Origin of the sequence: Noviherbaspirillum sp. (assembly GCF_036563305.1) — a bacterium.
GTDB lineage: Bacteria > Pseudomonadota > Gammaproteobacteria > Burkholderiales > Burkholderiaceae_D > Noviherbaspirillum.
This window is the reverse complement of the sequence record NZ_DATCMQ010000017.1, coordinates 271,315-297,847: the sequence shown is the minus strand read 5'-3', so window position 1 is coordinate 297,847 and position 26,533 is coordinate 271,315. Positions and strand designations below refer to the sequence as shown.

The 26,533-nt window shown below is 63.3% G+C and carries 20 protein-coding genes and 1 tRNA gene; 1 reads left to right on the top strand and 20 read right to left on the bottom strand.

Annotation, left to right across the window (positions count from 1 at the left end):
- Nucleotides 1-102: 102 nt before the first annotated feature.
- The 3 genes from ahpF to VIM12_RS21030 all read right to left on the bottom strand — a co-directional run bounded on the left by ahpF (nucleotide 103) and on the right by VIM12_RS21030 (nucleotide 3,985).
- A complete protein-coding gene (ahpF, locus tag VIM12_RS21040) occupies nucleotides 103-1,686 on the bottom strand; it encodes an alkyl hydroperoxide reductase subunit F (protein WP_331944441.1) in 1,584 nt (527 codons plus the stop codon).
- Nucleotides 1,687-1,843: 157 nt separating this feature from the next.
- Nucleotides 1,844-2,407: an alkyl hydroperoxide reductase subunit C gene (gene ahpC / locus VIM12_RS21035; protein WP_331944439.1), complete on the bottom strand. Its 564-nt coding sequence runs from the start codon at nucleotides 2,405-2,407 to the stop codon at nucleotides 1,844-1,846.
- A gap of 264 nt (nucleotides 2,408-2,671) precedes the next feature.
- Nucleotides 2,672-3,985 (bottom strand): cation:proton antiporter, encoded by a 1,314-nt coding sequence (locus VIM12_RS21030; RefSeq protein ID WP_331944437.1) that lies wholly within the window; start codon nucleotides 3,983-3,985, stop codon nucleotides 2,672-2,674.
- 186 nt (nucleotides 3,986-4,171) lie between these two features.
- On the opposite strand from VIM12_RS21030, the gene VIM12_RS21025 reads away from it, so the two are divergent.
- Nucleotides 4,172-4,248: transfer RNA gene (locus tag VIM12_RS21025), tRNA-Met, on the top strand.
- Nucleotides 4,249-4,377: 129 nt separating this feature from the next.
- Here VIM12_RS21025 and VIM12_RS21020 read toward each other — a convergent pair.
- The 17 genes from VIM12_RS21020 to VIM12_RS20940 form a co-directional block, all read right to left on the bottom strand.
- Nucleotides 4,378-4,782: a VanZ family protein gene (locus tag VIM12_RS21020; RefSeq protein WP_331944435.1), complete on the bottom strand. Its 405-nt coding sequence runs from the start codon at nucleotides 4,780-4,782 to the stop codon at nucleotides 4,378-4,380.
- A 138-nt stretch (nucleotides 4,783-4,920) separates the two neighbouring features.
- Nucleotides 4,921-6,933, bottom strand: a complete 2,013-nt coding sequence (gene asnB / locus VIM12_RS21015) for an asparagine synthase (glutamine-hydrolyzing) (protein ID WP_414691815.1) — start codon at nucleotides 6,931-6,933, stop codon at nucleotides 4,921-4,923.
- A gap of 73 nt (nucleotides 6,934-7,006) precedes the next feature.
- Nucleotides 7,007-8,107: a DegT/DnrJ/EryC1/StrS family aminotransferase gene (locus VIM12_RS21010; RefSeq protein ID WP_331944529.1), complete on the bottom strand. Its 1,101-nt coding sequence runs from the start codon at nucleotides 8,105-8,107 to the stop codon at nucleotides 7,007-7,009.
- A gap of 31 nt (nucleotides 8,108-8,138) precedes the next feature.
- A complete protein-coding gene (locus VIM12_RS21005) occupies nucleotides 8,139-8,726 on the bottom strand; it encodes an acyltransferase (protein ID WP_331944431.1) in 588 nt (195 codons plus the stop codon).
- A gap of 1 nt (nucleotide 8,727) precedes the next feature.
- Nucleotides 8,728-9,801, bottom strand: coding sequence for a Gfo/Idh/MocA family oxidoreductase (locus VIM12_RS21000; RefSeq protein WP_331944429.1), 1,074 nt, complete (start codon nucleotides 9,799-9,801; stop codon nucleotides 8,728-8,730).
- A gap of 13 nt (nucleotides 9,802-9,814) precedes the next feature.
- The gene (locus tag VIM12_RS20995; RefSeq protein WP_331944428.1) at nucleotides 9,815-11,191 is read right to left on the bottom strand and encodes a nucleotide sugar dehydrogenase; all 1,377 of its coding nucleotides are present in this window, start codon (nucleotides 11,189-11,191) and stop codon (nucleotides 9,815-9,817) included.
- A gap of 104 nt (nucleotides 11,192-11,295) precedes the next feature.
- The gene (locus tag VIM12_RS20990) at nucleotides 11,296-13,209 is read right to left on the bottom strand and encodes a nucleoside-diphosphate sugar epimerase/dehydratase (protein WP_331944426.1); all 1,914 of its coding nucleotides are present in this window, start codon (nucleotides 13,207-13,209) and stop codon (nucleotides 11,296-11,298) included.
- Between the two features lie 367 nt (nucleotides 13,210-13,576).
- Complete coding sequence (locus tag VIM12_RS20985) at nucleotides 13,577-14,638, bottom strand: acyltransferase family protein (protein ID WP_331944424.1); 1,062 nt, start codon at nucleotides 14,636-14,638, stop codon at nucleotides 13,577-13,579.
- Nucleotides 14,639-14,999: 361 nt separating this feature from the next.
- Entirely contained in the window at nucleotides 15,000-16,679 is a 1,680-nt protein-coding gene (locus VIM12_RS20980; RefSeq protein WP_331944422.1) for a hypothetical protein, read from the bottom strand.
- Nucleotides 16,680-17,090: 411 nt separating this feature from the next.
- The gene (locus VIM12_RS20975; protein WP_331944527.1) at nucleotides 17,091-18,233 is read right to left on the bottom strand and encodes an N-acetyl sugar amidotransferase; all 1,143 of its coding nucleotides are present in this window, start codon (nucleotides 18,231-18,233) and stop codon (nucleotides 17,091-17,093) included.
- Between the two features lie 53 nt (nucleotides 18,234-18,286).
- Entirely contained in the window at nucleotides 18,287-19,537 is a 1,251-nt protein-coding gene (locus VIM12_RS20970; protein WP_331944420.1) for a lipopolysaccharide biosynthesis protein, read from the bottom strand.
- A 10-nt stretch (nucleotides 19,538-19,547) separates the two neighbouring features.
- Nucleotides 19,548-20,738 (bottom strand): DegT/DnrJ/EryC1/StrS aminotransferase family protein, encoded by a 1,191-nt coding sequence (locus VIM12_RS20965; protein ID WP_331944418.1) that lies wholly within the window; start codon nucleotides 20,736-20,738, stop codon nucleotides 19,548-19,550.
- A 32-nt stretch (nucleotides 20,739-20,770) separates the two neighbouring features.
- The gene (locus VIM12_RS20960; protein ID WP_331944416.1) at nucleotides 20,771-21,910 is read right to left on the bottom strand and encodes a GNAT family N-acetyltransferase; all 1,140 of its coding nucleotides are present in this window, start codon (nucleotides 21,908-21,910) and stop codon (nucleotides 20,771-20,773) included.
- Between the two features lie 58 nt (nucleotides 21,911-21,968).
- Nucleotides 21,969-23,054, bottom strand: a complete 1,086-nt coding sequence (locus VIM12_RS20955) for a hypothetical protein (RefSeq protein WP_331944414.1) — start codon at nucleotides 23,052-23,054, stop codon at nucleotides 21,969-21,971.
- Nucleotides 23,044-23,586 carry a GNAT family protein gene (locus tag VIM12_RS20950; RefSeq protein ID WP_331944412.1) on the bottom strand — a complete coding sequence of 181 codons (543 nt, stop codon included), beginning with the start codon at nucleotides 23,584-23,586 and terminating at the stop codon, nucleotides 23,044-23,046. Before VIM12_RS20950 ends, VIM12_RS20955 begins: the two co-directional genes overlap by 11 nt.
- A complete protein-coding gene (locus VIM12_RS20945) occupies nucleotides 23,583-24,260 on the bottom strand; it encodes a sugar transferase (RefSeq protein ID WP_331944410.1) in 678 nt (225 codons plus the stop codon). The genes VIM12_RS20950 and VIM12_RS20945 overlap by 4 nt, the downstream gene beginning before the upstream one ends.
- The gene (locus VIM12_RS20940) at nucleotides 24,257-26,527 is read right to left on the bottom strand and encodes a polysaccharide biosynthesis tyrosine autokinase (RefSeq protein ID WP_331944408.1); all 2,271 of its coding nucleotides are present in this window, start codon (nucleotides 26,525-26,527) and stop codon (nucleotides 24,257-24,259) included. The genes VIM12_RS20945 and VIM12_RS20940 overlap by 4 nt, the downstream gene beginning before the upstream one ends.
- Between the last annotated feature and the right edge of the window lie 6 nt (nucleotides 26,528-26,533).

Genomic DNA, 26,533 nt, shown 5'->3' with positions numbered 1-26,533 from the left:
GATGAGTGGACCGGGCGCCGTACCGCGGCCATGGCGCCTTGTGTCGCGGAAAAAAAACGCCGGCTGGATGCCGGCGTTTCTGGGCTTTTCAACTCTTTCAGGTCATGCCGCGACGGCGACCTTGTCCTCCGCCGGGGCGGTCACGCGGATCAGGTGGTCGAATGCCGACAGTGCCGCCTTCGAGCCCTCGCCCATGGCGATCACGATCTGCTTGTACGGCACCGTCGTCGCGTCGCCCGCGGCAAACACGCCGGCCATCGAGGTACGGCCATGGGCGTCGACCTCGATCTCGCCCCGGGGGCTGAGATCGATGCTGCCCTTCAGCCAGTCGGTGTTCGGGAGCAAGCCGATCTGCACGAAGATGCCCTCGAGTTCGACGTGATGCGACTGCCCGCTGGACCGATCGGTATAGCGCAAGCCATTTACCTTGTTGCCGTCGCCGGTCACTTCCGTCGTCTGCGCCTGCGTGATGACCTTGACGTTCGGCAGGCTGTGCAGCTTGCGCTGCAGCACCGCATCTGCCCGCAGCTTGCTGTCGAATTCCAGCAGCGTCACGTGCGCAACGATGCCGGCCAGATCGATCGCCGCCTCGACGCCGGAGTTGCCGCCGCCGATCACCGCGACGCGCTTGCCCTTGAACAGCGGGCCGTCGCAGTGCGGGCAATACGCCACGCCCTTGTTGCGATACTCATTCTCGCCCGGCACGTTCATCTGCCTCCAGCGTGCGCCGGTGGCGAGCACGACCGTTTTGGCACGAAGGCTGGCGCCGTTCTCGAGCCTGACCTCGATCTGGCCGTCGGCCGGCACCAGGCCCGCCGCCCGCTGCAGGTTCATGATGTCGACATCATAGGTCTTCACATGCTGTTCCAGCGCGGCGGCCAGCTTCGGCCCCTCGGTTTCCTTGACGGAGATGAAGTTCTCGATGCCCATGGTATCGAGGACCTGGCCGCCGAAGCGCTCGGCCACGACACCGGTACGGATCCCCTTCCGCGCGGCATAGATTGCCGCGGAAGCACCCGCCGGTCCGCCGCCGACCACCAGCAGGTCGAATACCTCCTTCTGCGCCAGCTTCGCGGCCTCGCGCTCCGCACTGCCGGTATCGAGCTTGGCGAGGATTTCCTCCAGGCTCATCCGGCCCTGCCCGAAGTTCTGGCCGTTCAGGAAAACGGTCGGAACCGCCATGATCTGGCGTTCGTTGACTTCGTCCTGGTACAGCGCGCCATCGATCATCACGTGATGGATGTTCGGATTCAGCACGGCCATCAGGTTCAGCGCCTGCACGACGTCCGGGCAGTTCTGGCAAGACAGCGAGATGTAGGTCTCGAAGCGGAATTCACCCTGCAGATTACGGATCTGCTCGATGACCGCCGGCTCCGTCTTCGGCGGGTGGCCGCCGACCTGCAGCAGCGCCAGCACCAGGGACGTGAACTCGTGACCCATCGGAATCCCGGCAAAGCGCAGGTCCATTGTGCTGCCGACGCGGTTCAGGGAGAAAGACGGCGTACGCTCGCCGCTGTCCCGCATTTCGCTGAGCTGGACGGCCGGCGACAGGCCGGCAATGTCCTTGAGCAAGTCCAGCATTTCGCGGGATTTGTCGCTGTCGTCCACGTAGGCGATGATCTCGATCGTATGGCTGACCTTCTCGAGATAGGCTTTCAGTTGGTTCTTGAGGTTAGCGTCTAGCATCGTTTTCACTCGCTTCAAAGGGTGGTTTTCGGGTTCGTCAGGGTGAGCAATGCCACCGCCGGATCAGCCATAGCTGCCGCGCGCGTTGATCGGGTGGTGGAACTGCCGGAGCGCGGCATGCGCTCCGGACAGGGCCGCGACCGCGGCCCTTGTGGTCTTAGATCTTGCCGACCAGGTCCAGCGACGGAGCCAGGGTCTCGGCGCCCGGGGTCCACTTGGCGGGGCAGACTTCGCCCGGGTGTGCGGCGACGTACTGCGCTGCCTGCACCTTGCGCAGCAGTTCCTTTGCGTCGCGGCCGATGCCGTTGTCGTGGATTTCGCACAGCTTGATCTGGCCTTCCGGATTGATCACGAAGGTGCCGCGCAGTGCGAGGCCCTCTTCTTCGATCATCACATCGAAGTTGCGGGTGATCGCGCCGGTCGGGTCGGCGATCATCGGATAGCGGATCTTCTTGATCGTCTCCGAAGCGTCATGCCAGGCCTTGTGCGTGAAGTGGGTGTCGGTCGACACGCTGTAGATCTCAACGCCCATCGACTTGAAGGTGTCGTAGTTGTCGGCGAGGTCACCCAGTTCGGTCGGGCACACGAAGGTGAAATCGGCCGGGTAGAACACGACCACGGACCACTTGCCCTTCAGGTCCGCCTCGGTCACGGGCACAAACTTGCCGTTGTGGTATGCGGTGGCGGAGAACGGTTTGACTTCAGTATTAATCAGCGACATACATGCCTCTCGTTTTGGTGGGGTTTGAACACAACTGCATTACGATGTAATGATAGATGGGAGCTATGAAAAAGTGAAATTCATAGTCTCAATCGATATCATAGCAAAAAGCTTATCGGTGCCGTATTCGTCTCCGGGTTGGACACTGCCCTGGCAGGCGTGCCGTGCCTTCCGCTCAGGTGACAATACATTCCCTGCGCCGTTCCCCAATTCTTTCTGCCTGGCGGAACCGGCGACGCCCTCGCCTGCGCGTCCCGCATCCGCTCATTGCCCTGCCGCCCGGCGTCGCCTGCCCCAGAAGTGGCTGAGCATCGGCTTGACGCTGATCCCGTGCACGACAATCGAGAGCGTGATGACGACCAGGGTCAATTGTGTCAGGTCGCGCGCCAGCGCGTGCGGCAGGCCGTGCTGGATCGCATACATCAGGTAATAGATGGATCCGATGCCGCGGACGCCGAACCAGCCCGCGATGCCGCGGATCCGCCAGCTGCTGCTGGTGCCGGCCAGGCCGATCATCACGCTGACCGGGCGGGCTATGCAGAACACGAACACGGCAAGACCGATGGAACGCCAGTTCCAATATCCCAGGGACAGCATTCCCCCCAGCAGCAGCACAAGCATCAGTTCGGACAGGCGCTCGAGATGTTCCTTGAAGACCAGTGCCTCGGCACTGACGATGGGCGGCGGCTCGCCCTCCTCCAGCGTCTCCTTGTGCGCGTGCGCCGGCGTGCTGTCGATCTGTTCTGGCGCAATGCCGGCGGTCGAGGCAAGCCTGAGTTCACCGTGCCGCAGCGCGACACCTGCAAAGAACACGCCGAGGAATCCCCATGCATGGATCAGCAGGCAGAAGCCATAGACGACCGCGATCAGGCCGAGACCGACCAGATCGTCCAGCACCTCGTGTTTCATCTGTTGCCCGCGCAGGCGCCAGCCGAGATGCGCCATGGCCGCACCACCGGCTGCCCCGACGACGATGGCGGCGATTGTCGCCCACAGCACGTCGACCAGGACCCAGCGCATGCCGTGGTCGCCGATCTCGTGCAGCCCGAGCAGGCCAAGGCCCAGCATCACGAATGGAAACGCGGTGCCGTCGTTCATGCCCGCCTCGCAGGTCAGATTGAAGCGCAGTTCGTCCTTGTCCCCCGGATGCCGCGACTGCACGTCGGTGGCGAGTACGGGATCGGTCGGCGCCAGGATGCCGCCGAGCAGGATGCAGGCACCGAGCGGCAGTCCGAGCACCAGCCAGCCGAAAGCCGCGATCATCGCCACGGTGACGGTCATTGATACCCAGGCCAGCATGATCGGCGCGCGCCAGCGCCGCAACATGATCGGCACAGGCATCTTCACACCGGCCGAGAACAGGGAAATGAGCACGGCGATCTCGGTGAGCACTTCCAGCAGCGCCGACTGCTCGAGCGGGTCGAAGTAGAAGATATTGAGCACCGAAGGGCCGACGATGAGCCCTGCGCCGAGATAGATGATGGCCGACGTGAATGGCGAGCGCTGCAGCAGGGTCGAGGTCAGGCCGCGCGCGAGCATCAGAATGCCGATCAGGAGGAACCAGTGTGCCGTGGTCATTTTCTTGTTGGGAAGAAGAATGCGTGGTGGTAGACATCGGGCACGCCGGCTTCGTTGCAGCAAGCGGCGACGCCCGCCTGGCTTTCCTGCCGCCTCCCGGCATCCGGACCCGGACCCGACCTACGAAATATTGCGATCCCGCGCTTGCGTCGGGCCTGAACTATCTGTAGACTTCGCACCCTCAGACGCGGGGTGGAGCAGTCTGGCAGCTCGTCGGGCTCATAACCCGAAGGTCGTAGGTTCAAATCCTGCCCCCGCAACCACTTTCCTCCGGCTTTTTCCAGCGGTATCTTCCCGGCAGCATTCGCAGCCAATACCGCTGGCACGGCACGGGGCAGATGCGGGACAATGCTTCCGCAGGCCACTGCTCCCCAAACGCCTGCTGCTTCTGCCTATTTGGCGCCGACACGCTGCGTCGCTGCCCTCCTTGCATAAAGGGACACGAGCACGGCGGACATCACCATGCCCGACGCGACGTCAATCGCCCAATCGCCAATCGCACCGGTTCTGTAGGGAAGAAAGCTTTGCATCAGCTCGTCGATTGCGCCCATCACAGCAACGCAAGACACCGTCCTGATGCCCCTGGTCCACGCGCTCGCACGAAAGCCGGTGAAAAGCAGGAAGGCAATGGCGGCGTAGGTTACGGCATGCAGCACCAGTCCTGGAAGAAAATGGCCGACTTCATGGCGCGCGCCGGGAATGGCGCCAAGCGTCAGTACGGCGCCGTAAAGCACCAGGGCGGCGTAAAGCCGCGAGCGTTCATGGCCCCACTCCAGGAGCAAGTGCAGAATGCGCATGCGTATCCAGACTATCCAGTGAAGATCGCAGCATATTCCACTGCCTGCAAGCAGGAGTCCGGTTTCCGCAAGGATCGTGATTGCGGCAACGACGGCGGCCCGGCCAAGCCGCTTTTCGGCAGCACAGCCACTGGACGGTCAGCAGGAGGCGCCGGAACGCGCCGCCGCCCCAGGGCGGGGAAGGAACGCCGGCGCAGAAAAACCGGTCCGAACGGCAAAGATTTCCATCCATTCCGCGAAATTGACCAGTCGCCAGGGCGTGAAGCTGAACGGCTTCCGACCGGCAATGATGTCCTCCAGGAGATTGGTCGCGGCAGGACTGAAGAGTCCGTCCCCTACCTCGATGGCATGCCTGATTTTTCCGCGAAAGACGTCCGGCGCCGTTTTTCGCATCCAGACCTCTTCCGGCGTTTCGAATCCCATCTTGTCCGTCCGTGTGCGGATCTTTTCCGGCAGCACGCCGCGCATACCTTCCCGCAAAACCTGCTTCGTCATGCCGTCGGACAGCTTGTATTCGTCCGGCAAACCGAGCACGAACTCCACCAGGCTGTGATCGAGAAATGGCACCCGTGATTCGACCGAATGCGCCATCGAATTCCGGTCTTCCCAGTGCAGCAGGCGCTGCAGATTGGTCCGCGTCAGCTGGGCTTTCGACATGCCGCTGACATTCTCGGTGCTGATCTTGTCCGCATGGACGGGATCCCGCGGCCGGATGCCGAGTGCGTGGAGATTGAGCCAGGCGGGACTGACCGAGTCGCGGCCGGTCCAGGCGCGCAGGGGCTCGCGCAGCAGCGATGGCAGGAGCACGTTGGCAATCAGCATGACCGCCTTCAGTTCGGAATAGCCATGGATACGCTTGGTCTTCCGGACCTCTTGAAAAAGGCGGATCAGCCGGCCGGTCCGCACCAACGAAGCGAAGCGCGTGCCGAAGAAGGCATGGTAACCGGCGAGGAGTTCGTCCGCCCCCTGCCCGTCCAGCATGACCTTCACCTTGTTACCCGCCGCCAGGCGGAACACGTTCCATTGCGCGTAGATGCTCGACGAACCGAAGGGCTCGTCCTGGTGCCAGGTGATGGCGGGCGAATCCGCGAACAGCGCGTCAAACGACGGGTACACGTAGTGCGCGTCCACGCCGGTGGCATCGACCACTTCCGCAATCCATCGTCGTTCGTCGAATCGCTCTTCATGGCTGCAGACCGAGAAGCTGTGCTGCAGCGTGGTCGCCCCGTGCTCCCGAAGCAGCCTGTTGGCTACGCAGACAATGGATGAAGAGTCCAGTCCGCCGGACAGGCAGGAGCCTACCGGCACATCGGCCCGCAAGTGCAGCCGCATGGACGCTTCGAACCGTTCGGCGAACTCCTGCGACGCGTCGCGGAAACTGCCGGCATACGGCCGCCCGCGAAGCGTATACCACTGCCGCACCGGCAGCCTGCCGTCGTGACCGGGGACGAGATCTTGTGCCGGCACTTCCATGCAGTGGCCGGGCAGTAACTGGTAAACCCTGGAAAACATGGTCTCGTCGCCCAGGTCGGCCGCGCCCCAGGCGAGGAAATCATAGGCAGCCTGCGCATTGAGCGTGGCATGCCAGCCCGGGACGGCGGTGAAGGACTTGATCTCGGAGGCGAAACAAAAGGCACCGGACGGGGCCATCCAGTAGTACAGGGGCTTGATGCCGAAGCGGTCACGGGCTAGGAAGAACTGGCGTCGTTGCGTATCGTAGATGGCAAACGCCCACATACCATGGAACCGGTCAAGGCAGCCCGGCCCCCACTCCGCATAGGCATTGAGGATCACTTCAGTATCGCAGTGCGAGCGGAAGCGGTGGCCGAGTCCCGACAGTTCCGCACGCAGTTCGCAGTGGTTGTAGATCTCACCGTTGTGGACGATCCAGTAGCGTCGGTCGTGGGTGCACATGGGTTGGTGCCCCATCGTGCTGAGATCAAGGATCGAGAGCCTGCGATGTCCCATCGCAACCGGAAACGCCGCGTGCACGATCGCGTCGACCGGCCGGGACGGCGCATGGTCGACGGGCGTCGAATAGGCCTCGTCGGGGGTGTCGGGGCCGCCGCATGCGACAGGCGGGGCGTTCCCGGGACCAAAGAAGACGTAACCTTCGTCGTCAGGGCCGCGGTGGCGGACCAGGTCCGTCATGTTGCGAATGATACTCGCCGGCAGGGACGGCGATGAGAGGATTCCCGCTAGACCACACATGCTTGATTTCCTTTCAGATCGGGGGCCCGCCTGTCGCTGCGAGCAGGGAGTCCCCGATGAACGCAACCGACGACTCCTCAAGGTACGGACTCATCGGCAGGCTCAGCACCCGCTCCGCCGCGCGCGAGGCAACAGGACAATGCGCGTCGAGCGAGACAGCGGCATAGGCCGGCTGCTGGGGAATGGGTACCGGATAATGCACGGCCACGGGGATCCCCAGATCGGTCAGGTATTTCCGCACCCTGTCGCGATCGTCCACCATCACCGTGTACTGGGCGAACGCGCTGCTCCGTCCCGGACGAACGCGGACCGTCTCCACCCTGTCTCCCAGGATGACCGCGTAGCGCTCCGCCAGGCGGCGACGCTGTTCAAGTTCCCATTCGAAGCGCGGGAGTTTTGCGAGGACGACCGCGCACTGCAGCGTATCCATCCGTCCGCCCACCCCAACGCGGGTGTGAACATAGCGCCGCGACTGGCCATGCACGCGGATCTCGCGCATTGCGGCCGCCAGCCTTGGATCGCTGGTGAAGATCGCGCCGCCGTCACCGTAGCAGCCGAGCGGCTTGCTCGGGAAGAAGCTGGTGCAGCCGATCGTGGAAAGGTTGCAACTCGACCTTCCCTTGTACGACGCACCCATGCTCTGCGCCCCATCCTCGATGACCACGAGCCCGTATTCCGCGGCGACGGCGTTGATCTGGTCCATGTCGGCGGGCTGCCCGTAAAGCGAAACCGGAATGATCGCCCGGGTCCTGGAGGTCACCGCCTTCGCAATGCCGGCCGCGGAGATATTGCACGTGTCGGGCTCGATGTCGACGAAGACCGGCTTTGCACCCAGCAGAACGATCACCTCCGCCGTGGCGACAAACGAAAACGGCGTCGTGATCACTTCGTCCCCGGGTCGGATGCCGATCGCCATCAGCGCGATCAGCAAGGCCTCGGTGCCGGAAGCCACGGTGATGCAATGCGCGGCGCCCGTAAGGGCGCACAATCGCGACTCCAGCTCTTCCACTTCCGGGCCCATGATGTATTGCCCGTGGTCGAGGACGCGTTGAATCCGTTCGTTGATCTCGTCCTTCAGCTGCAGGTACTGCGTCCGCAGATCGGTGAATTCAATCCGCGGCATCGCCGGCTCGCGCGGCATCGGACTATCGGCATTCGGTACGTAACGCACAGGAACCCTCCTTCAGGACATACTCATCACCGGTATGCGGACATACCGCCCTTCCCTCGCCGCGCAGCGGCAGGTCCAGTCGCTCTCCATGCCTGCTGATCCACCCCACCTGCCGTCCAGGCACGCCGACGATCAGGGCGAAATCGGGGACGTCGCGGAGAACCACGGCGCCGGCGCCGACCAGCGCGTAGGCCCCGATCGTCGCGCCGCAGACGATCGTCGCATTGGCGCCGATGGTCGCGCCGCGGCGGACCAGTGTCCTGCGATATGCATCCTTTCGCACCACTTCCGCGCGCGGGTTGTGCACATTGGTGAAGACCATGCTGGGACCGCAGAAGACGTTGTCTTCCAGCGTCACGCCGTCATACACGGAGACATTGTTCTGAATCTTGACGTTGTTGCCGATGCGTACGCTGCCGGCGACGAAGACGTTCTGACCGAGCGAGCAGCCTTTGCCGATGCGCGCCCCGGTGCTCACGTGGGAAAAATGCCAGACTTTCGTGCTGTCGCCGAGCTCGACGTCGTCGTCAACCACCGCCGTAGGATGGACAAAGGCCGCCATGTCAGTACTCCAGCGGCAAGGAGACCCGCCTGCCATCCCGCGCGGAGAGATAGGTGGCAATGAGGATCTCAAGCGTCTTCAGTCCCTCCCTGCCGTCGGTCTCCGGCAGTGACTCGCCGCGCAGGGTACTGATGACATTGTCGTAGTACTGCACATGGCCGAAACCGTAAACCGAGTTGGTCTGGTAGCTCTCGGCCTTGATCCTTTCGTCCACATCCTCGCGCTGCTCGAACTGCCAGTGCTGAATCTCGTTCAGGGCAACGCCGCCGATGCGCACCGTGCCCTTCTCTCCGAGAACCGTTACGCTTCCTTCCAGGTTCTGCGGATAAGTCAGCATTGTTACGTTGACCGAGCCGAGCGCGCCGTTGCGCCAGCGCACACTCAGGACGCCGGTGTCCTCCACCTCGATGTTCCGTTGCAGCGTCGCCGTGTACGCATGCAGGCTTTCCACCGGTCCAATCAGCCATTCGACCAGGTCGACATAGTGACTCGCCTGGTTCATGAACGCGCCGCCGTCATACTCCCATGTTCCGCGCCACCTGGCGCTGTCATAGTACTCCTGCGGCCTTTGCCAGAAAACGTTCAGCGTCACCATATGGATGCGGCCGAACCGCCCCGCCTCGATGGCTTTCTTCAGGTGCTGCAGCGTCGCATTGCGTCGGTTCTGCTTGACCACGAAAAGGCGGACGCCGGCCGCGTCGCAGGCGGCGACCATCCTCTTCCCGTCCTCCCAGCGCGTCGCCATCGGCTTTTCCGTCACGACGTGGCGTCCGGATTGCGCGACCGCAATCGCCTGGGCGGAATGGAGACCGGAAGGCGTGGTGAGGATGACCGCGTCGGCGTCGCTGCCCTCGAGCATGTGCCCGAGCGATTTGTAGGCGCGGGCGCCGGTCAGCTCCGCGGCCGTCTCCAGCGCCCGCGCGTCGACGTCGCATACCCCGACCAGTTCGCACGACCCAGCATGCTGGCTCAGCGCGCTGAAGTGATTGCGGGAGATGCGCCCGCATCCCGCAAGGGCGAACCTGACGGGACGATCGACCACGCGATGCGCCGCAGGCGATGGCAGATAGCTCATGTTCGCCTCCTGTTCAGGACTTGATGACGTTGGGAAGCGGGTCGAGGTACACGCCGCGCGTGTCGACCAGTGCCTTCGCGTACTTCTGTATGAACTCGTAGTCGAATGCGGAATGGTTTGTCGCCAGCAGGAGCAGGTCCATCGACGCGATCGTCTCCCGCGTCAGCGCCGTGCTCTCCATTTCGAAGTGATGCTCGCGCATGCGCGGGAAGACCGGCACGTGCGGGTCCGAGTAGAACAGTTCGGCGCCGCGATCCCGGAGCATCTCCATCAGCTTCACCGACGGCGACTCGCGCATGTCGTCGACATCCTTCTTGTACGTGATGCCGAGCACCAGGATGCGGCTCCCCTTGATGGAGCGGCCGCGATCGTTGAGCGTGTTGGCGACCTTGCCGATCACCCAGCGCGGCATGTCGTTATTTATCTCGCCCGCCAGTTCGATAAAGCGGGTATGGAGGCCGTACTGCCGCGCCTTCCAGGTCAGGTAGAACGGATCGATCGGGATGCAGTGCCCGCCAAGTCCCGGACCCGGATAGTACGGCGTGAAGCCGAACGGTTTGGTCGCCGCGGCGTTGATGACTTCATGGATGTCGATTCCCATGCGGTCGGCGATGATCTTCATCTCGTTGACCAGGCCGATGTTCACCGCGCGGTAGATGTTCTCGAGGAGCTTGGTCAGCTCTGCCGCCCGGGTCGAACTGACCGGCACCACGCGGTCGATCGCCGCCGCGTACAGCGCGATCCCCGCCTTCTGGCATGCGCTGGTGACGCCTCCCACTACCTTGGGAATCGACCGTGTCTTGAACGTCGGATTGCCCGGATCCTCCCGTTCGGGCGAGAACACCAGGAAGACGTCCTCGCCGACGGTGAAGCCTCGGTCTTCGAGCCGCGGCAACAGTTCTTCCTCGGTGGTGCCGGGATAGGTCGTGCTCTCCAGCGACAGAAGCTGTCCCCTGCGCATGTGCGGGACCAGCATGTCGGCCGTATTCAGGATGAAGCTCAGGTCCGGCTCACGGTAGGCGTTGAGCGGTGTCGGCACACAGATGATCAGGACATCCGGCTCGGAAGCCAGGCTGAAATCGCAGGTCGCGCGGGAGTCGCGGGCAAGGACATCGGTGATCGATTTGGCTGCGATATGCTCGATGTAGCTTTCGCCGCGATTGAGCTTGGCGACCTTGTCGGCATCGATGTCGAATCCCAGGACCCGGAAGCCTGCATAGGAGAAGCGCAACATCAGCGGCAGGCCGACATATCCAAGGCCGACGACACCGATGACGGCGGTGCGGTTCTCGATCTTGGCCAGGAGTTGGTCGAGGTGGGAGAAGTCGGTCTCGGGTATTGCCGTGACAGGCAGGCGAATGGCCGCCGGGAGATTGTTGGTGTATTCCATGTTCGTTCCGTGATGTCAAATGTGTGAGAAAAACAAGCAAGTGCTAACCGGCTTGCGAAGCCGTCGATCCGCGCTGCCCCCGATGGTTATGCATTGCGGCCACGTCACACGCGGGCGAGACGCGGGGAGAATTTCGGCGCCGCCATGGGCAGTTCAACGACACGTTCTTCGCTGGGCGTACGGGGCGTGTACTTGTACTCCTCGACCATGCGCTGCACCAGGAAGCGGATCATCGCCGTGTCGTTGTTGGCGCACGCCACATGGAGATAGGCGATCTGCTGCTCGAGCACAGCGGGTTCGATCACGTACTCCGACGTCGTCATGATCCTCGGATGCCGGCTGGGGACGGCGTCGTTCCCGGCGAACAGCTCCTCGTAGAGCTTCTCGCCCGGCCGCAGGCCGACGAACTGGATTTCGACGTCCCCTGACGGATTTGCCGCGTTCTTTTCCTTGAGGCCGCACATCGCGATCATGGTCCGGGCGAGGTCGACGATCTTCACCGGCTCGCCCATGTCCATCACGAACACGTCGCCACCGGTCGCCATCGCGCCCGCCTGCATCACCAGCTGCGCCGCCTCGGGGATCGACATGAAATAGCGCACGACGTCGGGATGGGTGATGGTGATCGGTCCACCGCGCTCGATCTGGCTCTTGAATAGCGGCACGACCGAGCCTGAGGAGCCGAGCACGTTGCCGAAGCGGACCATGCAGAAGCGCGTGCTCGCGCCGGAAGTGATGGCCGCGGCCTGGAAGATGAGTTCCGCGATGCGCTTGCTGGCGCCCATGATGCTGGTCGGCCGCACCGCCTTGTCGGTCGAGATGAGCACGCAGGTCTTCACGCGGAACTTCGCTGCCGCGTTGGCCACCACTTCCGCACTGAGGATGTTGTTGCGGATGCCCTCCGCGATGTTTTCCTCGACCAGCGGAACATGCTTGTAGGCGGCTGCATGGTAGACGGTCTCGATCCTGTTCTCCCGCATGATGCGCTCGACCAGCCGCGCATCGCAGGCGGACCCGAGATGCGCCCGGATGGTGCGTCCCGGGAAGCGGGCGGAGAGCTCGCTCTCGATGGCGTAGAGCGCGTATTCCGAGTGATCGATGATATGCAGCTCGCGCGGCGTCTGCGTCATGATCTGGCGGCAAAGCTCGCTGCCGATCGAGCCGCCGCCGCCGGTCACGAGGATGTTCTGGTCGTGCACGCAGCGTGCGAAGAGCTCGACCTGCGGCTGGTTCGGCTCACGGCCAAGCAGGTCTTCGATCTTCAGTTCCCTGATGGACCGCGGCGACACTTCCTCGTCCGCGAGTTCCATCAGGTTGCTCAGGATTTTCACCTTCACGCCGGCACGGTTTGCCCGGTACATGATCTCCCGCCGCGCTTCGGGACTGGCGGATGGAATGGCGATGACGACCAGCGTGATACGGAGCATCGACACGATTTCCGGGATCCGCTCCGGCCGAAAGACCTTCAGCCCGGCGACGTTCCTCTTCTCGAGCGCAGCCTTGTCGTCGAAGAAGCACATGGCGCGGTACTTTCCGCTCACCCGCATTGCCAGCGCCAGCTTGGAGCCCGCCTCGCCTGCCCCATAGATGCCGACACTGCACGCGGGCCCGGCCTGGACTGCCGTTGCATGGCCGAGGCGCAGCACGGTCCTGGCGGCGAGCCGCGAGGCGACCACATAGGAGAATGCGATGAACCAGTAGATCGCGAGCGCGCTGTTGGGAAGGTCGGTGTAGTTGACCAGGAGCAGCAGGCCGCAGGTAGCGGCGATCACGACCGCCAGCCCCGCGCCGGCGGCGACGATCAGGCGGTGGTCGATGAAGCGGATCACGGCCGAGTAGAGATGCGTCGCTGCGAAGGCCGGCACCGTGATCACCGCGATGAGCAGGTACGGGGCGACACCGTACTTCATCGTAGGCTCGATGCCCCCGAGCCGGAGTGTCATGGCGGCGAGAAAGCAAAGGGGAAGAGAAATGAGGTCGACGGCGATGATCAGCGCTACTTTGGTCCGTCGGTTCATGGCGACCAGGCGATTGCTGGCACGGGGGAGAAGCGCTTGCCGGTGATTGGACATATGCAGGATCATCTCTTTATGTTTTCGGGACCACGTCGGCGCAAGTGGAGCTGCGCCCCTCCGTTCGCTATTACTTTAGATGCTGCGCTTCTCACACTTAAGTATGAAATGTTGATACGTGAACGTGTCTGGACGGAGAAGCAATGCAGTTTTTCGAAAGGTCGAGAACAATCCGTCGGACGGCGACAGATTGCGCGATGCACGTCGCATGAATCGGCCGGCGACGCGATGATGCGCTGCGCGGCCGCGCCACGCGAATCCGGATAGGGCGGTTTGCATATCCCTGCACGTTCGTACATCTGGGGAGATCGCATTAGCCGTGCAGGTTCCGGATCGGAGAAGACACGCGGGGTCGCGTCGTCACCCAGGAGGGACGGACGAACAAGAAGCGCAGCGGCGTGCCGCGCACCGCCCGATGCAGCACGACAGCGCCTGCAATGGAGACGAGGGTGACGAAAAGAGTGGCGGTGCCGGTGTCGATGGACGGGAGCGAGCGCGCCACGATGGGGCGCGAGAGCGCAAGCGGTATGACAAAGCCGAGATAGACGATGATCGAATGCCTGCCGAGATAGCTGAGCCAGGACATCCACGACCGGTCGACCAGCAGCGCCGACACGAGCATCACGGCGATCGCTCCCGCGTAACCCGTCACCAGCGACATCACGGGCAGCATCGCCAGATCGTAGTGCACCAGCACCGCATTGGCGATGAACCACGCGAGCAGAAGGAGCGCCGCCTCGCGCTTCCGCTCCTGCGCCCACGCTGCCAGACGGAAGATATGCGGCGCGAGGAAATAGCCGGAATAGAAGAAGATGAAATAGTGGGCGAACTTGTCGAGCAGTATGATCCCGGTATCGAAGTCGGCGATCTGCAAGGCTGCTCCCAGTGCAAACACCAGCGGCGCAGGCCAGGTGCGGATGAGCCTCACGACGACGAAAAGCAGCGAAAGGATGTAGATAAACCAGAGCGGCCCGGTCGGCGGCTGCACGAACAGCATCAGGTAGTCGGGAACCAGGCGGCCGATGTCGCCGGCGAGCAGTTGCGAATACTGCATGAAAACAAACTTGATCGTGACCCAGACCGCGTAGAAATAGGCGAAGTAAAGGACCTTGGTATCCAGGTACGAGCGCCAGGTCCGGCCGAGTACGTGCGCGACGAAGAGGCCGGACAGCAAAAAGAAGTCAGGCATCCGGAATGGCTTGGAGAAGTCGACCGCCGCCTGCATCCAGCCGATGTCGTTGGCGATTTGCTGGACATGGTGTGCTGCGTACATCATCACCACTGCGAAGATGCAGATTCCCTTCGCATGGTCGATCCATTCAACGCGGTCCTCCGCGGCAGACGCCTTGAGCTTCCTGAGGATATCTTCACGCATTCCGGCACCCTTGGGCTGGCAGTTGACAGAGAACAGGAAGGATCACGGACAGCCCTGCCGCCGTGGTCCATGCACGCGACTCAGGCAGGCGTACCGCGTATACATCCCGTCCGGGCATTCATCGGAATGCCTGATCTCAGGATAAGCGGCGGCTTCAGAAGAATAAGTAGGAAAGTTTCGTCTCTCCGGCATGCCTGCTTGGCGATCGAATGAATAATTCGATCTTGGCTTGCCGTCCGGATCGGCCAGCGCGCCGCCACCGCGGTTTTTTTCCGCGCAAGCAAAGAAAAAGGGAGCATCGATCGATGCTCCCCTGTGGCTGCAGGCGCAGTGCCGGCAGGACGATGCCGGCGGTCGGCGCTTAGTTGGCGATGCCTACGCCGACGAGCGTCGGCAAGAACATGAAGTTGGAGATGGCCCGGTTCTCCGATCCCGAAGCGTTGCTCAGGCGCGAGTAGCGGGAAGTCATGAAGCTGGATCCGGCCGAATTCTTCGACAGGTCATACAGTTTCGCGCCCAGCTGGCCGATCACCGGGTAGTAGCGGTTCCACGTGATGAAGCCGCCGGTCGGGAAGGTGTCGGTCATCGCGTAGGGCTTCATGCCTTCATCGCAATAGCCGCTGTTGCTGTCGTACACCGCGCCGAACCAACCGTTGGCGCCGCTCCAGTAGTTCTTGAAGAGCGGCTCGGTCTTGCTGCCGTTCCAGACCTTGTTGACCAACGCGGCAGCGAATGCGCGCGGCTGTCCGGTGGACGGCAGCTGGGCCGTGGTGACGCCAAAGCGCGTTTGCAGCGCCTCGCGGTTGCGCGTCAGGCCGTCCATCGCCTGCACCAGACGGCGGGCATGGCTGAAGTCCCAGCTGATGTCCGTCCGCTTCGAGAACGACGAGGTCGAGACCTGCGCATACCCGGACGAGCAGTTGACCGGCTTGGTCGCACCCGCATAGGACGCGTAGGTGTTGGCCGACATGTTGCCCCAGAAGCCGCGGTCGAGATCCGACATGGTCGTGCTTGGGAGCTGGGCGCCAGTGCCCGACTTGAGGTTCGCGGTACGCTTCTTGTACGCGCTCAGGAGAGCGCCAAGGTGCGTGCGCAGCAGCGCGTCGTTCCCGGAGCTGACGGCGATGCCCTGCTTCGCCTGCCATTCGCGCACGCCGGCGAGTTCGGCGTAGACCGTCAGATGCCAGAGGTCGATGTCGGAGAAAAGAAGGAAGGAGTCGTCGTAGGCAACGTCGCTGACGCCGGCGCTGACCATGGTCTGGAGCCGTTCGGTCTGATATTCGTTTGCCCAGCGGACCAGGTGTTCGGTCGTGACCTTGGCGGTTTCGTTGATGAAGTTCTTGTCCTCCGTGGTCAGGGCGGCGCCGGACTTTGCGAGGGCATTGGCGACAAAGCTTGCGACGCCGAGGAACTGGAAGCTGACCAGCTTGACTTCTTCATTGGCGAGGCCGCTGTCGTAGCAAACCGTGCCGGGACCGCCCTTGCATACCCATGCACGGCCGTGCGCGCCGTTCGGTGCGGGGACCAGCTTGGCGTAGGTGCTGCGAATCATGCGGGCAGCTTCCTGCAGCTTGTCGGTCCGGTTGCAGCGTTCCGCCATCGACCACAGGTTCTGCGACTCGATCTGGAAGTCATACAGGCCGTAGACATCGCCCTGCTTGGTCACACGATCCAGATCTCCCTGGATCCAGCTCCGCATGAAGGTGCTGCCGTTCCACATTGCCCAGGCCTCGTTCTCGACACTGCCGCCGCAAGAGAAGCGGTTGCTGACGGCCGCGAGACCGGCATAGGCGTTTCCAGTCACCTCCTCCTCCTCGGGCGCCGGTTCGGTATCGAGAAGAACCTCGTCCTGATCGCCAGCCTGGTCTGCCGCCGCGGTGTCCACTGCATAGTTCTCGGTAGCGCCGGAGCTGGAGGCAGCGATGCTGTCCTGCGCCGCGTCATTCCCGCCTCCGCCGCCACCGCACGCGGCGAGGATCAGCGTGGCGCACGCGCCTGCGATAACGGTCTTGCAAAAGCCTTGAGTCGTTGAAAAAGCCAAAACTAAATCCCCTTACTTGAATACATCGAAAAAATCCCGCAAAAACGAGAATGGTTCGAGATTCCAGAAGGAAAATTAGTTCCTCACAGAATTGTGAAGATGTTAGGAAACGTAACCGTCGGAAACATTTAAATGGCGGTGGTCGCCCGGCAAATACCGTGGGTAGCGGTTTAGGCCGTAGGATGTCGGCACGTAGAGCGTACCTTTAGTAACAACGGAAGTTTGACAAACCAAAGGTATGTATGAGAGAGAAACCGAGACCTGATGGGGACGAACCTGCGGCAGGGTGAGGAAAGGGAACCGGACTGATGGATGGCGAACCCGCGGCACGTCGCGCCGTGGAGGCAACGCGCGGCCCGTGGGGCGAGCGAAAGTGCGCGCCTGGTCCCGGCGGGGGCCGGGACGCCTGCATCAGGAATAAACGTTGACGCGTCGCCCGAGAAGCGACTCCACCGTCTCCTGGGCCCGCTTGAGCAGCCGGTAGCGGCTGTCCCAATTCGGGAACTCCGAGTAGTGCCGCAGCGGGCCGCGCACATAATCGTCGAACTCGTCGACGGTGATGCCGAGCTTCTTGCAGAAATAGCTGATGTCCTTGTCCAGTTCCTGCGCATCGTACAAAGGCTCTTCCAGTTCGGCCAATGCCGCCTCGCGCGTCATCTGGCCAGCCATGATCAGACTGGAAAGATGCGGCCGGCGTTTGTCAAAGCCGAACTTCGCCGGGAGGTAGTAGTTCTGGAAAAGTCGGGTGAACAGCGACTCGCCGTGTTTGCGGCCGTACGCGCGCCAGCCTATCTGCTCCTCCATTTCCTTGATGGCCGCCGCCTTATCGTATGGCATGTAGTTCAGCGGCCGGACAGTGCGCATCTTCTTGACAAACGGGTACCACACGTAGCAGTCGAAGAAGCTGATGGTGCTGAAGCTCTTGAGCGGCATGCTGCCGTAGCGGCGGTGGATTGCCTTCAGGTTGATGGCGTCCATCGCGGCGCCTTCCCAGGCATCGGGAAAGATGCTCTCGGTCGCGATGTTGCCGCCGCTGAGGATATAGCGGATATCGTTGCTGGTAGCGAAATGGTAGAGACTGGCAAAGAACACATGGTCTTGCGGGACGTCCTGGTTCGCCACACCCGCCTTGAGATAGGCCAGCTGCAGATCGCGCATTTCTTCCCAGTCGACGACATGCGTGTGGAGATCGAACCCGCCATGCTTCACGATCTTCTCGATGTTGGCCACTGCGAGCTCGCTGTTCCAGCCCGCGTCGACATGCACAACCAGCGGACGCAGCCCCCACTCCTTGCTCTTGTACGCCAGGTAGGAACTGTCGGCCCCACCGCTCAGGCCCATGATGCAGTCGTATTCCTTGTGCCGCCCCTCGTCCCTGATTCGCGCCACAATTCCTTTCCAGCGTTCCTCGCCCTCCGGCCCCGGGTACCAGTGGTGGCGGGTGACCGCATCGAACTTCCGGCAGTGGTTGCACACGCCGTCGCGGTCGAAGCTGATGTCGGGATCGCTGGTATCCATTACGCATCTGCTGCAGATCCGATAACTGGTATTCATCATGGCGAGATCCTGTTTGTCATGTAGTTCCGTCACAGTGCGCGACGACGGCGCTAGTGCTGCGTTCCCTTGCTGAATTCCCACGACAACATGAGGTAGACCACATAGAGCAAGCCATACCCGATGGCGTAGATTTGTATCGCGCTCGAATAGTCCGGTGTCAACCCCAGGGTGGCAATCGTCATCGTCAGCACGCAGCATTGCCAGCCGAGGTCGACGTGCTGCTTGTTGGCGACATAAAAGACGTAGCTCAGCGGGCTCGCGACGAATCCGAGCGCGAACATCGGCATCAGCCAGGCGGCGAACCGGCCCGACTCCCGCCAGGGTTCGCCGAAGGCCAGCACGAAGAGCGGCTCGGAGAATCCGATGATCACCACGGTGACGGCGATGGAACCGGCGGCGAGCACCTTGAAGGTCCTCCGGTAGTCGTCGCGGCAGTGACCGTATTCCCGAAAGCTGGCGCCGGACGCCCGCCAGAACACATCGAGCACGGCAGTGCCGAGCAGGCTGATCGGGGCTCCCAGCACGCGCATGGTGAGTGCGAGCAAGCCGCTGACCTCGGCGCCAAACCGGTTCGCGAGCATGATCAGGGGCAGCACGGTCGCCACCGCGCTGATGGAATCGGCCGGCAGCGCCAGCAGCGGAAAGCGGCGCCGTACGACAAGGAATTCCCGGATTTCGCGCAACAGGCCGCGGGCGCCGCCCGTCTGGCGCAGGGGGTCGCGGAGCAGGAAGGCGGAAAGCAGGATCGTCACCAGCATGGCGCCGGAATAGGCACACGCCAGCGCAAGTGCGGTAGGCACGAACCAGCCGACTACGATCTGGGCGATGGTGGTCAATGCCGCCTGCCCTACCCGCATGGCCGACAGGGATCGCAGTTCGCCGTTCGCCGCCGCCCACGCCTGCCAGGTCTTGGAGCAGGCAAAAAAGAATGCGGACGGCACCAGCAAGGCCAGGAGCGCGGGCGGATACGGCGCGAGCAGAGATGGCGACGCTGCCCAGGCAACCAGCAATAGCGCCAGGATCGCCAGGGACGACACGAGGCAGGTGGCGAAAGTCGCGCAGGCCGCGGCAAGGCGCGGGCGGCCATCGGCGACGATCGCCAGCGTCATCTCGAAGCGGCCGGTCAGCGCGACGCTGAGGGCCGTCACGATGCCCAGCCAGCTTGCGTATATGCCGAACTCCTGCGGCAGGTAGATGCGGGCTATCGCGAGCGAGCCAATGATCGGGATTGCCTGCGCAAGCACCACGCCGCTGAAGGCGATGCTGACGTTGTGCCAGAAGCGATCCGCGGACGAGGCCATCAGATCCCCTTCATGCGGAAAGCTGCTGCCGTAGCGCATTGCCCATGACATCGCGGAGCGCGGCGCAGGTCTTGTCGAGCTCCGCTTCGGTGATCGTGGGATGCACCAGGAACATGATGCTGGTCTCCCCAAGCTCCCTGGCCACCGGCAGGCGCTGCGCGGGCCGCAGCGCGGTGCCGTCGAATGCGCGTTCGAGGTACACCTCCGGGCATGTCCCCTGGAAGCACGGCACGCCGCGGGCGATGATCTCGTCGACCACCCTGTCGCGCGACCAGCCGGGAGCAAGAAACGACGGGTCGATGAATGCGTAGAACCGGTACCACGCATGCTCGACATGGTCCGGCGCCTGCGGCACGCGGATGCCGGCGATCCGGGCGCAGGCGGCGCGGAGACGGTCGGCGTTCGCCCTCCTGCGCCGCGTCCATTCGCCGACGCAGCGCAGCTGCAGCCGCCCGATCGCCGCCTGCATCTCCAGCATCCGCCAGTTGGTGCCAAAGGAATCATGCAGCCAGCGGAATCCGTGCGGGTGCTCCCGTTCGTAGACGGCTTCCCACGACTTGCCATGGTCCTTGAACGCCCACATGGCCGACCACAGGTTCCTGTCGTTGGTGGTGACCATCCCGCCTTCGCCGCCGGTTGTCATGATCTTGTCCTGGCAGAAGGACCACGCGCCGATGTGCCCGATGCTGCCGACCATGCGCCCCTTGTACCGTGCGCCGTGGGCCTGGGCGCAGTCCTCGATGACAACCAGGTCCCTGGCCTTGGCCAGCTTCATGATCGGGTCCATCTCGCATGGCATGCCGGCGAGATGGACGCAGACAATGCCGCGCGTCCTCGGCGTCAGGACCTCGGCCACGGTGTCGGCGGTGATGTTCTGGGTATTCCGGTCGACGTCCGCGAACACCGGGCGCGCGCCGGCGTTGACGATCGCGCTGACGGAGGCAATGAAGGTGCGGGGCGTCACGACCACCTCGTCGCCCTTGCCCAGTCCAAGCGCCCTCAACGCCAGATCCAGGGCAAGGGTGCCATTGGCGAGCGCAACCGCATAGCCCGTTCCGGTCCACGCCGCGAACTCCCGTTCGAACGCCCGGCATTCGTCACCGGTCCAGTAGTTGACCTTGTTGGAAAGCAGGACCCGTGTGACCGACTCCGCTTCCGATGCCGAGAAACTCGGCCAGGGGGAAAATGGCGTATTGATCATGGCGGCACTTCCAGCTGAAGAAATTGAAACGGCTACGAAAGGAATGCGGGAAAGAAGTCGGGCTGCGGTTGCCAGCCCTGCCCCGTGCCATCGTTGTGCGCGGCGCGTCTCGCTTGCAGCAGCGCGTCGTAAGCATCGCTGTCATGCACGACCTTCCGCGTCTTGAAGGGCAGCATGCCGTCCGGATCGAAGCCATGCTTGAAGCGGTAGATGCCGTCGCCCGGAGTGACGCCGCCGCCCAGCACATAGGAGTGCATGCCCCTTTCCTGTCCCCATCGCATGATTTCGTGCCGCATGACGTCGTTCGGGCGCTTCTGGAACGCGGATTCGTGCGAAGCATTCAGGAACGAGTAGATCTCGCCGCCGCCGAGCAGCAGAAGCTCGGATGCGATGATGTCGTTCCCGTCATGCACATGGACGAACATGATGCCGCCATGCGGGAGCAGGTTCTCCGTCAGGTATTCGAAGCGCGAGCGCGACATGAAGAAGAACTCTGACGCGTTCCGCCTTGTCATGGTCTCGTAGTACAGCGCCAGGAATGCGTCGAGATGACGGCCCTCGCGGTCGAAGGACACCCGCAGGCCGAGGCCGCGCGCATGGCGGATGTTCGACCTCAGTGTTTTCTTGTAGCCGTTCCAGATCTCGTCCTGGCCCCGGTCGAGCCTGGCCACGACGTTCGGCTGCTGCACCGTCAGTTCGCCTGCGGCGCGCATGGCGAGGCGGTCGCCGAACAGGTCCTCGCGGACGAACTCGGACACCACCGACCGCTCCGCGAGCAACTGGTGGAACGACTGCTCGTAACAGCGGGACGCCGCTTCCTTTTGCGCGGGGTCACCCTCGTACAGCGGTCCGCCATACCCGTACGGCGAGACGATATGCCGTTTCGACCCGAGGTGCGCGAAATGCGGCAGCTCGCCCAGTTCGCACCAGAAGAACGGGTATGTGATCCTGGCCGTATCGGAATGGTCGTAGACGACGGCAGCCATCCGATAGTGTTTCGGTCGGACCAGCGCCAGATAGCCAAGGCTGTCATGCGGGCGCCTGTGCCGGCCCTCGCGCCAGAGGCGCTCGTACTCGGCGGCATCCGGCGCTTCGTCAAGGGCAAGCCAACGCAGCCGCCGGGTTCGCGCGGGCATGCCCACGCTGTCTGGAAGGATACAGGTTTCTGCCATTTGTTCTCCACGGTTGGTTCTTCTCGATTCCAACGGAGGCGCCGCGCGACGCGCGCCCCTAAATTGGAAAATCCCTGACCGCGCGGCGCACCAGCGCGGCGACGCGCACCATGTCGGTCTCGTCATACCGGATGTCGCAGTGAATGGACAGCATGGTCCGGCTCAGCTGCCGCTGGTCCTCCGCAACATCATCCAGCACGCTTTCATCAAGCGGCCACAGGATCGCGGTGTACACATTCGCGTCCATGAGGCGCGCCCGGACGAAATCCCGCAGCCGGGGGCTGCTGAACAGGACGATGCAGGACAGCGGGCAGGCAACGAGGACGTCCTCGGGCTGGAGGATCCGTACCTGATCGAGATCAGCCAGTTCCGTGCAGAGTACCCGCCAGTTGTGGCGGCGGATCTGCCGTATCTTCTGGATCGGCAGCGAACGGAGAATGCCGGCGCCCCACGGGGTCATGCCGGAGGCGGCGGAAGTGTCCAGCACGCGCTCCGCACTGCTGTACAGATCGCGGAACGCCTCCTTCGTCACTTGCGCGCCGTCCAGATACATCGACTTCAACAGCATGGCCGCCATCCGGTTCAGCGAGCCGAGCTTGCGGTCGACGGCGATCCGGGCCGCTACGGGAAGCGTGTGCCCGGCGGGCGACCAGAGCACCCCGCCGTCGGGCACCGGCAGCGTCTTGCGCAGCGAAGCCACGCACCAGTCGGCCTCGCTCGAGGTCGCCCAGTCGGACCACGGGTCGTGGGTGTGGTCCTCGATCACCTCGACGTCCGTGCCGCGCAGCGCGGGCAGCAACGGCGCGGTGCGCAAGCCGAAATAGTTCACCAGGAGCAGGACGTCCCCGGCGCGCAGGCTGACAGAGGCAAGCGACGGCGCGTCACAGTCCGGCCCGTCGTCGTAAAGCACCAGGTCGAGCCCGGAGGCTGCGAGGCTGGCCACGACCTTCTGGCAGTAATATCCCGGCACCAGCAGTCGCTTCCATCCGCGCGTCACCCGCCCGAACTGGAGCAAGGCATGAAAGGCGTCGCGCCCGGAAGCGTAGGTGCGATTGCGCCGTTCCCACGGATGCTGGGTGATGTCCTTGCCCGCGCAAACCATGAGATGCAGCTCGGATCCGTGTTCCCACCGTTCACTGATCATTCCGCCCTCCATATTCGCGGCGCAGCAGCGACATGACCAGCACGTCGACGTAGTCTCCGTCCTTGAAGCAGGCCTGCCGCAATACGCCCTCCTGCCGGAAACCGTGCGCAAGATACAGCGCCTTTGCCCTCTCGTTCGTCGCCAGAAGCGAAAGCTCGACGCGGTTCATGTTCAGTTCGTCGAACGCGTAGCGGAGCGCGAACGCGGTAACTGCGCGTCCGGCGCCGATTCCCCAATAATCCTTGTCGCCGATCATGATCCCGTACTCGCAGGAACGCGTCCGGTAATCGATCCGGTACAGCCCGAGATGGCCGATGCAGCGGTTTTTCTCGTAGTCGCGGATCGCGAACAGCACCTCGTCCTTGCGTCCGCTGTGCTGCTGCAGCCACTCGTTCAGGCCGGCCCTCGTATACCCGAACGAGAATCCTCCCAGCAGGCGAGCGACCTCCGGGTCGTTCTTCTGCTCGTACAGCATTTCCAGGTCCTGCTCCTCCGGCAATGCCAGCAGATAGGAATCGACGCGATAGTTCATCCGTTCCTCCGGGCGTCATGCATTTCGCAGCGGTCGCTGAGTCCAAGATCGTCGACGTCCGCCACATCCTGGCCCGAGATCACCCCCGCGCCGCCCGGAATGCGCCAGACGGTCAGGAACAGGATCCTGAGATCAAGCCAGATACTCCAGTTGTTGACATACCAGACGTCGTATTCGAGACGCTTGCTGAATTTGACGGTCTGGCGTCCGTTGACCTGCGCCCAGCCCGTGATGCCGGGTCGCATGCGGTGCCGTCGCGCCTGCTCCGCCGTGTACCGGTCGAGATAGGACATCAGCAGCGGCCTGGGACCGACCAGGCTCATCTCGCCCTTCAGTACATTCAGCAGCCCGGGCAGTTCGTCGATGCTCGTCTTGCGCAGGAAGCGACCGAACGGCGTCAGGCGCAGATGATCCGGCAGCAGTTCGCCGTTGCTGTCCCGGCTGTCGTTCATGCTGCGGAATTTGCAGATATGAAACGGTACGCCGTTCAGGCCGGGACGCTCCTGCCGGAACAGTACCGGCCGACCGAGAAGGAGGCGCACCAGGACGGCGATCGCGAGCAGCAGCGGACTCAGCACGATCAAGCCCGCTGCGGATGCGATGAGATCGAGCAACCGCTTGACCGTGAGACCGGCGCGCCTGCCCGGCGCGATGTCATCCTCCTTGCTTCTCATGTCGCACTCTCGCGGAAAGCGTTCATGCCGACGTTCTCGTCGCGATGTTCCTGGCCGTAGCCGTAGCTGTACTGCGCATGCCTGGACTTGGAGTTGTTCAGGACGACGCCGGTAACCGTGCGTCCGGTCTGGCTGAGCCGCTTCACCGATTCCTCGACTTCGCTGACGGTGCTGACGCCGCCACGGACGACGTTGAGGATGACGCCGGCGATAGGCGCGATCGCCAGCGCGTCGGATACGGCGAGGACCGGCGCCGTATCGATCAGCACGTAGTCATAACGCTCGGCGCACAGCTGCAGGAGATTCTTGAAGCGGGGATGGGCGAGCAACTCCGCCGGCTTCGACGGCAGCGTCCCCGTCGGAAGGAAGTCCAGGCCTTCGGTCGCGTTGCGCCGGATCAGCTTGTCGATATTCGGCTCCCCTTGCAGGGCATCCGCCAGGCCGGCGTCTCGGCCGACGGCGAAATAGCGGTGCAGGTCGCCGGCGCGCAGGTCCGCGTCGATAAGGAGTACCCGCTTGCCGATCGAGGCCAGGATCGAGGCGAGGTTGGCGGAGACGAAGGATTTCCCGACGCCCTTGGTCGGCCCGGTGATCATGATGATGTTGTTCGGCGCGTCGAGCATGGTGAACTGCAGCGCCGCCCGCAGTCCGCGCATGCTCTCGACCGCGCCGTCGGGAGCGTCGTGCGGCAGGACGCCCTGGCGCCCGCCGAAGCGCAGCGCCTGCCGGCGCAGCCGCTCCTGGTTCTCGCTGTGAGGAATCGCGGCGCTGACCGGCAGCCCGAGCGTGTGCTCCAGTTCTTCCGGATCCCCGACGCGGCCGAAGAACATTTTGCGCAGGACGGCGACCGCAATCCCGAGCAGCACGCCGGCAAGGGCGGCCAGGGTGACGATGAGGAGGCGGTGCGGCTTGACTGGCTTCACCGGCAGTGCGGCAGGATCCAGGAGGCGTGCGTTCCCGACTTCGCTGGACGTCGCAAGACGCAGCTGTTGAGCGGTGCTGAGCAGCGTCGTGTAGAGCTCGGTGTTGACCTTGACGTCCCGGCTCAGGCGGAGCATCTCCTGCTCGAGCGCCGGCAGCTCGCGAATGCGCTTGTTCAGAAGCGCGATACGGGAATCCAGCGCGCGTTCCTGGACAGTGATCGCCTGGATGGCCGGGTGGGCCGTCTCATATCGGGTAAGCAATTCCAGCTTCTTCTGGTTCAGCTCGCTCAGCCTGAGCTCGGTCGAGTACGACTGCTGGAGCAGCGTCTTCGCCTCCTCGCTGATGTCGATTGCACCGGTACGGTGCCGGAGTTCCCGGTAACGGTTTTCCGACGTGTCGAGTTCCTGCTTCAGGTCCGGCAGCTGCCGGTCGAGCCAGGCCAGGGATTTCTTGGCCTTCTCGGATTTCCGGTCGAGGTTCTGCTGAATGTATTCCCTGCCGATCTCGTTCAGGATCAAGGCGACCTGCTTTGGATCGGACCCCTGCAGCGTGACGCCGATGATGCCGGACTGCTTGCCGTTCTCGGCGATGCGCAATTGCGTCTGCAACTGCTTCACTGTCTCCAGCCGCGCCATCCGCACCAGGTCGAAACGGGCGCCTGGCTTGGCGGCCAGCCCGCTGACGTCGAGGATGACCTGCCCTCCCTGCACGGGCGCAATCAGGGTCTCGCCCACCGTTCCCACCTGATCGATGCCGCAGTCCTCGCAGCTCAGCCGGTACCGGTTGTCGGCGCCGACCTCGATCATGAAGCGCTTGCCTTCGAGGCGTTCCGGCACATTGAAGCGGGAGATCTGCGCCTGCTCCGCACCCCATGCATAACCGCCGTAACCGAGCAGCCCGGGATCGGACAAGGCATTGTTGTACCGCGCGATGGCGTCGCCGATGACGGGAAAGCGCTGCGGTGCGATGTCGATATAGAGCTTGGCATTCTCGACGGCACGCGCGACCACGGCGCGCGACCGCAGGATTTCGATTTCCGAGGCCGTCGCCGTCCGGATATCGAATGCCCCGGACAGGTCGCCCTGGATATTGCGCGGATTCGCGACCACGGAACCGCCCGCCGCGTTCATGTCTTCCACCTGCACCAGCAGGTTCGATTCATAGAGCGGCGTCGCGGCGAGCGCGTAGAGGATGCCCGCCAGGATGCAGACCATGGTGACGGTGGCGATCAGGCGAAAGCTGCCGGCAAGATAGCCAAGGGTCCGTACTATGCCGGACGTTTCGTTGCGTTCCGGGCCGAATCCTACCTGGCCGGGCGGTGCGGGAAGCATGAGCTGGTTCATTTCGGA

Excerpts from the sequence above, each read along its gene's own strand:
- ahpF (WP_331944441.1), bottom strand. The coding sequence starts at position 1,686 with ATGCTAGACGCTAACCTCAAGAACCAACTGAAAGCCTATCTCGAGAAG.
- ahpC (WP_331944439.1), bottom strand. The coding sequence starts at position 2,407 with ATGTCGCTGATTAATACTGAAGTCAAACCGTTCTCCGCCACCGCATAC.
- VIM12_RS21030 (WP_331944437.1), bottom strand. The coding sequence starts at position 3,985 with ATGACCACGGCACACTGGTTCCTCCTGATCGGCATTCTGATGCTCGCG.
- VIM12_RS21020 (WP_331944435.1), bottom strand. The coding sequence starts at position 4,782 with ATGCGCATTCTGCACTTGCTCCTGGAGTGGGGCCATGAACGCTCGCGG.
- asnB (WP_414691815.1), bottom strand. The coding sequence starts at position 6,933 with ATGACGGACCTGGTCCGCCACCGCGGCCCTGACGACGAAGGTTACGTC.
- VIM12_RS21005 (WP_331944431.1), bottom strand. The coding sequence starts at position 8,726 with ATGGCGGCCTTTGTCCATCCTACGGCGGTGGTTGACGACGACGTCGAG.
- VIM12_RS21000 (WP_331944429.1), bottom strand. The coding sequence starts at position 9,801 with ATGAGCTATCTGCCATCGCCTGCGGCGCATCGCGTGGTCGATCGTCCC.
- VIM12_RS20995 (WP_331944428.1), bottom strand. The coding sequence starts at position 11,191 with ATGGAATACACCAACAATCTCCCGGCGGCCATTCGCCTGCCTGTCACG.
- VIM12_RS20990 (WP_331944426.1), bottom strand. The coding sequence starts at position 13,209 with ATGAACCGACGGACCAAAGTAGCGCTGATCATCGCCGTCGACCTCATT.
- VIM12_RS20985 (WP_331944424.1), bottom strand. The coding sequence starts at position 14,638 with ATGCGTGAAGATATCCTCAGGAAGCTCAAGGCGTCTGCCGCGGAGGAC.
- VIM12_RS20975 (WP_331944527.1), bottom strand. The coding sequence starts at position 18,233 with ATGAATACCAGTTATCGGATCTGCAGCAGATGCGTAATGGATACCAGC.
- VIM12_RS20970 (WP_331944420.1), bottom strand. The coding sequence starts at position 19,537 with ATGGCCTCGTCCGCGGATCGCTTCTGGCACAACGTCAGCATCGCCTTC.
- VIM12_RS20965 (WP_331944418.1), bottom strand. The coding sequence starts at position 20,738 with ATGATCAATACGCCATTTTCCCCCTGGCCGAGTTTCTCGGCATCGGAA.
- VIM12_RS20960 (WP_331944416.1), bottom strand. The coding sequence starts at position 21,910 with ATGGCAGAAACCTGTATCCTTCCAGACAGCGTGGGCATGCCCGCGCGA.
- VIM12_RS20955 (WP_331944414.1), bottom strand. The coding sequence starts at position 23,054 with ATGATCAGTGAACGGTGGGAACACGGATCCGAGCTGCATCTCATGGTT.
- VIM12_RS20950 (WP_331944412.1), bottom strand. The coding sequence starts at position 23,586 with ATGAACTATCGCGTCGATTCCTATCTGCTGGCATTGCCGGAGGAGCAG.
- VIM12_RS20945 (WP_331944410.1), bottom strand. The coding sequence starts at position 24,260 with ATGAGAAGCAAGGAGGATGACATCGCGCCGGGCAGGCGCGCCGGTCTC.
- VIM12_RS20940 (WP_331944408.1), bottom strand. The coding sequence starts at position 26,527 with ATGAACCAGCTCATGCTTCCCGCACCGCCCGGCCAGGTAGGATTCGGC.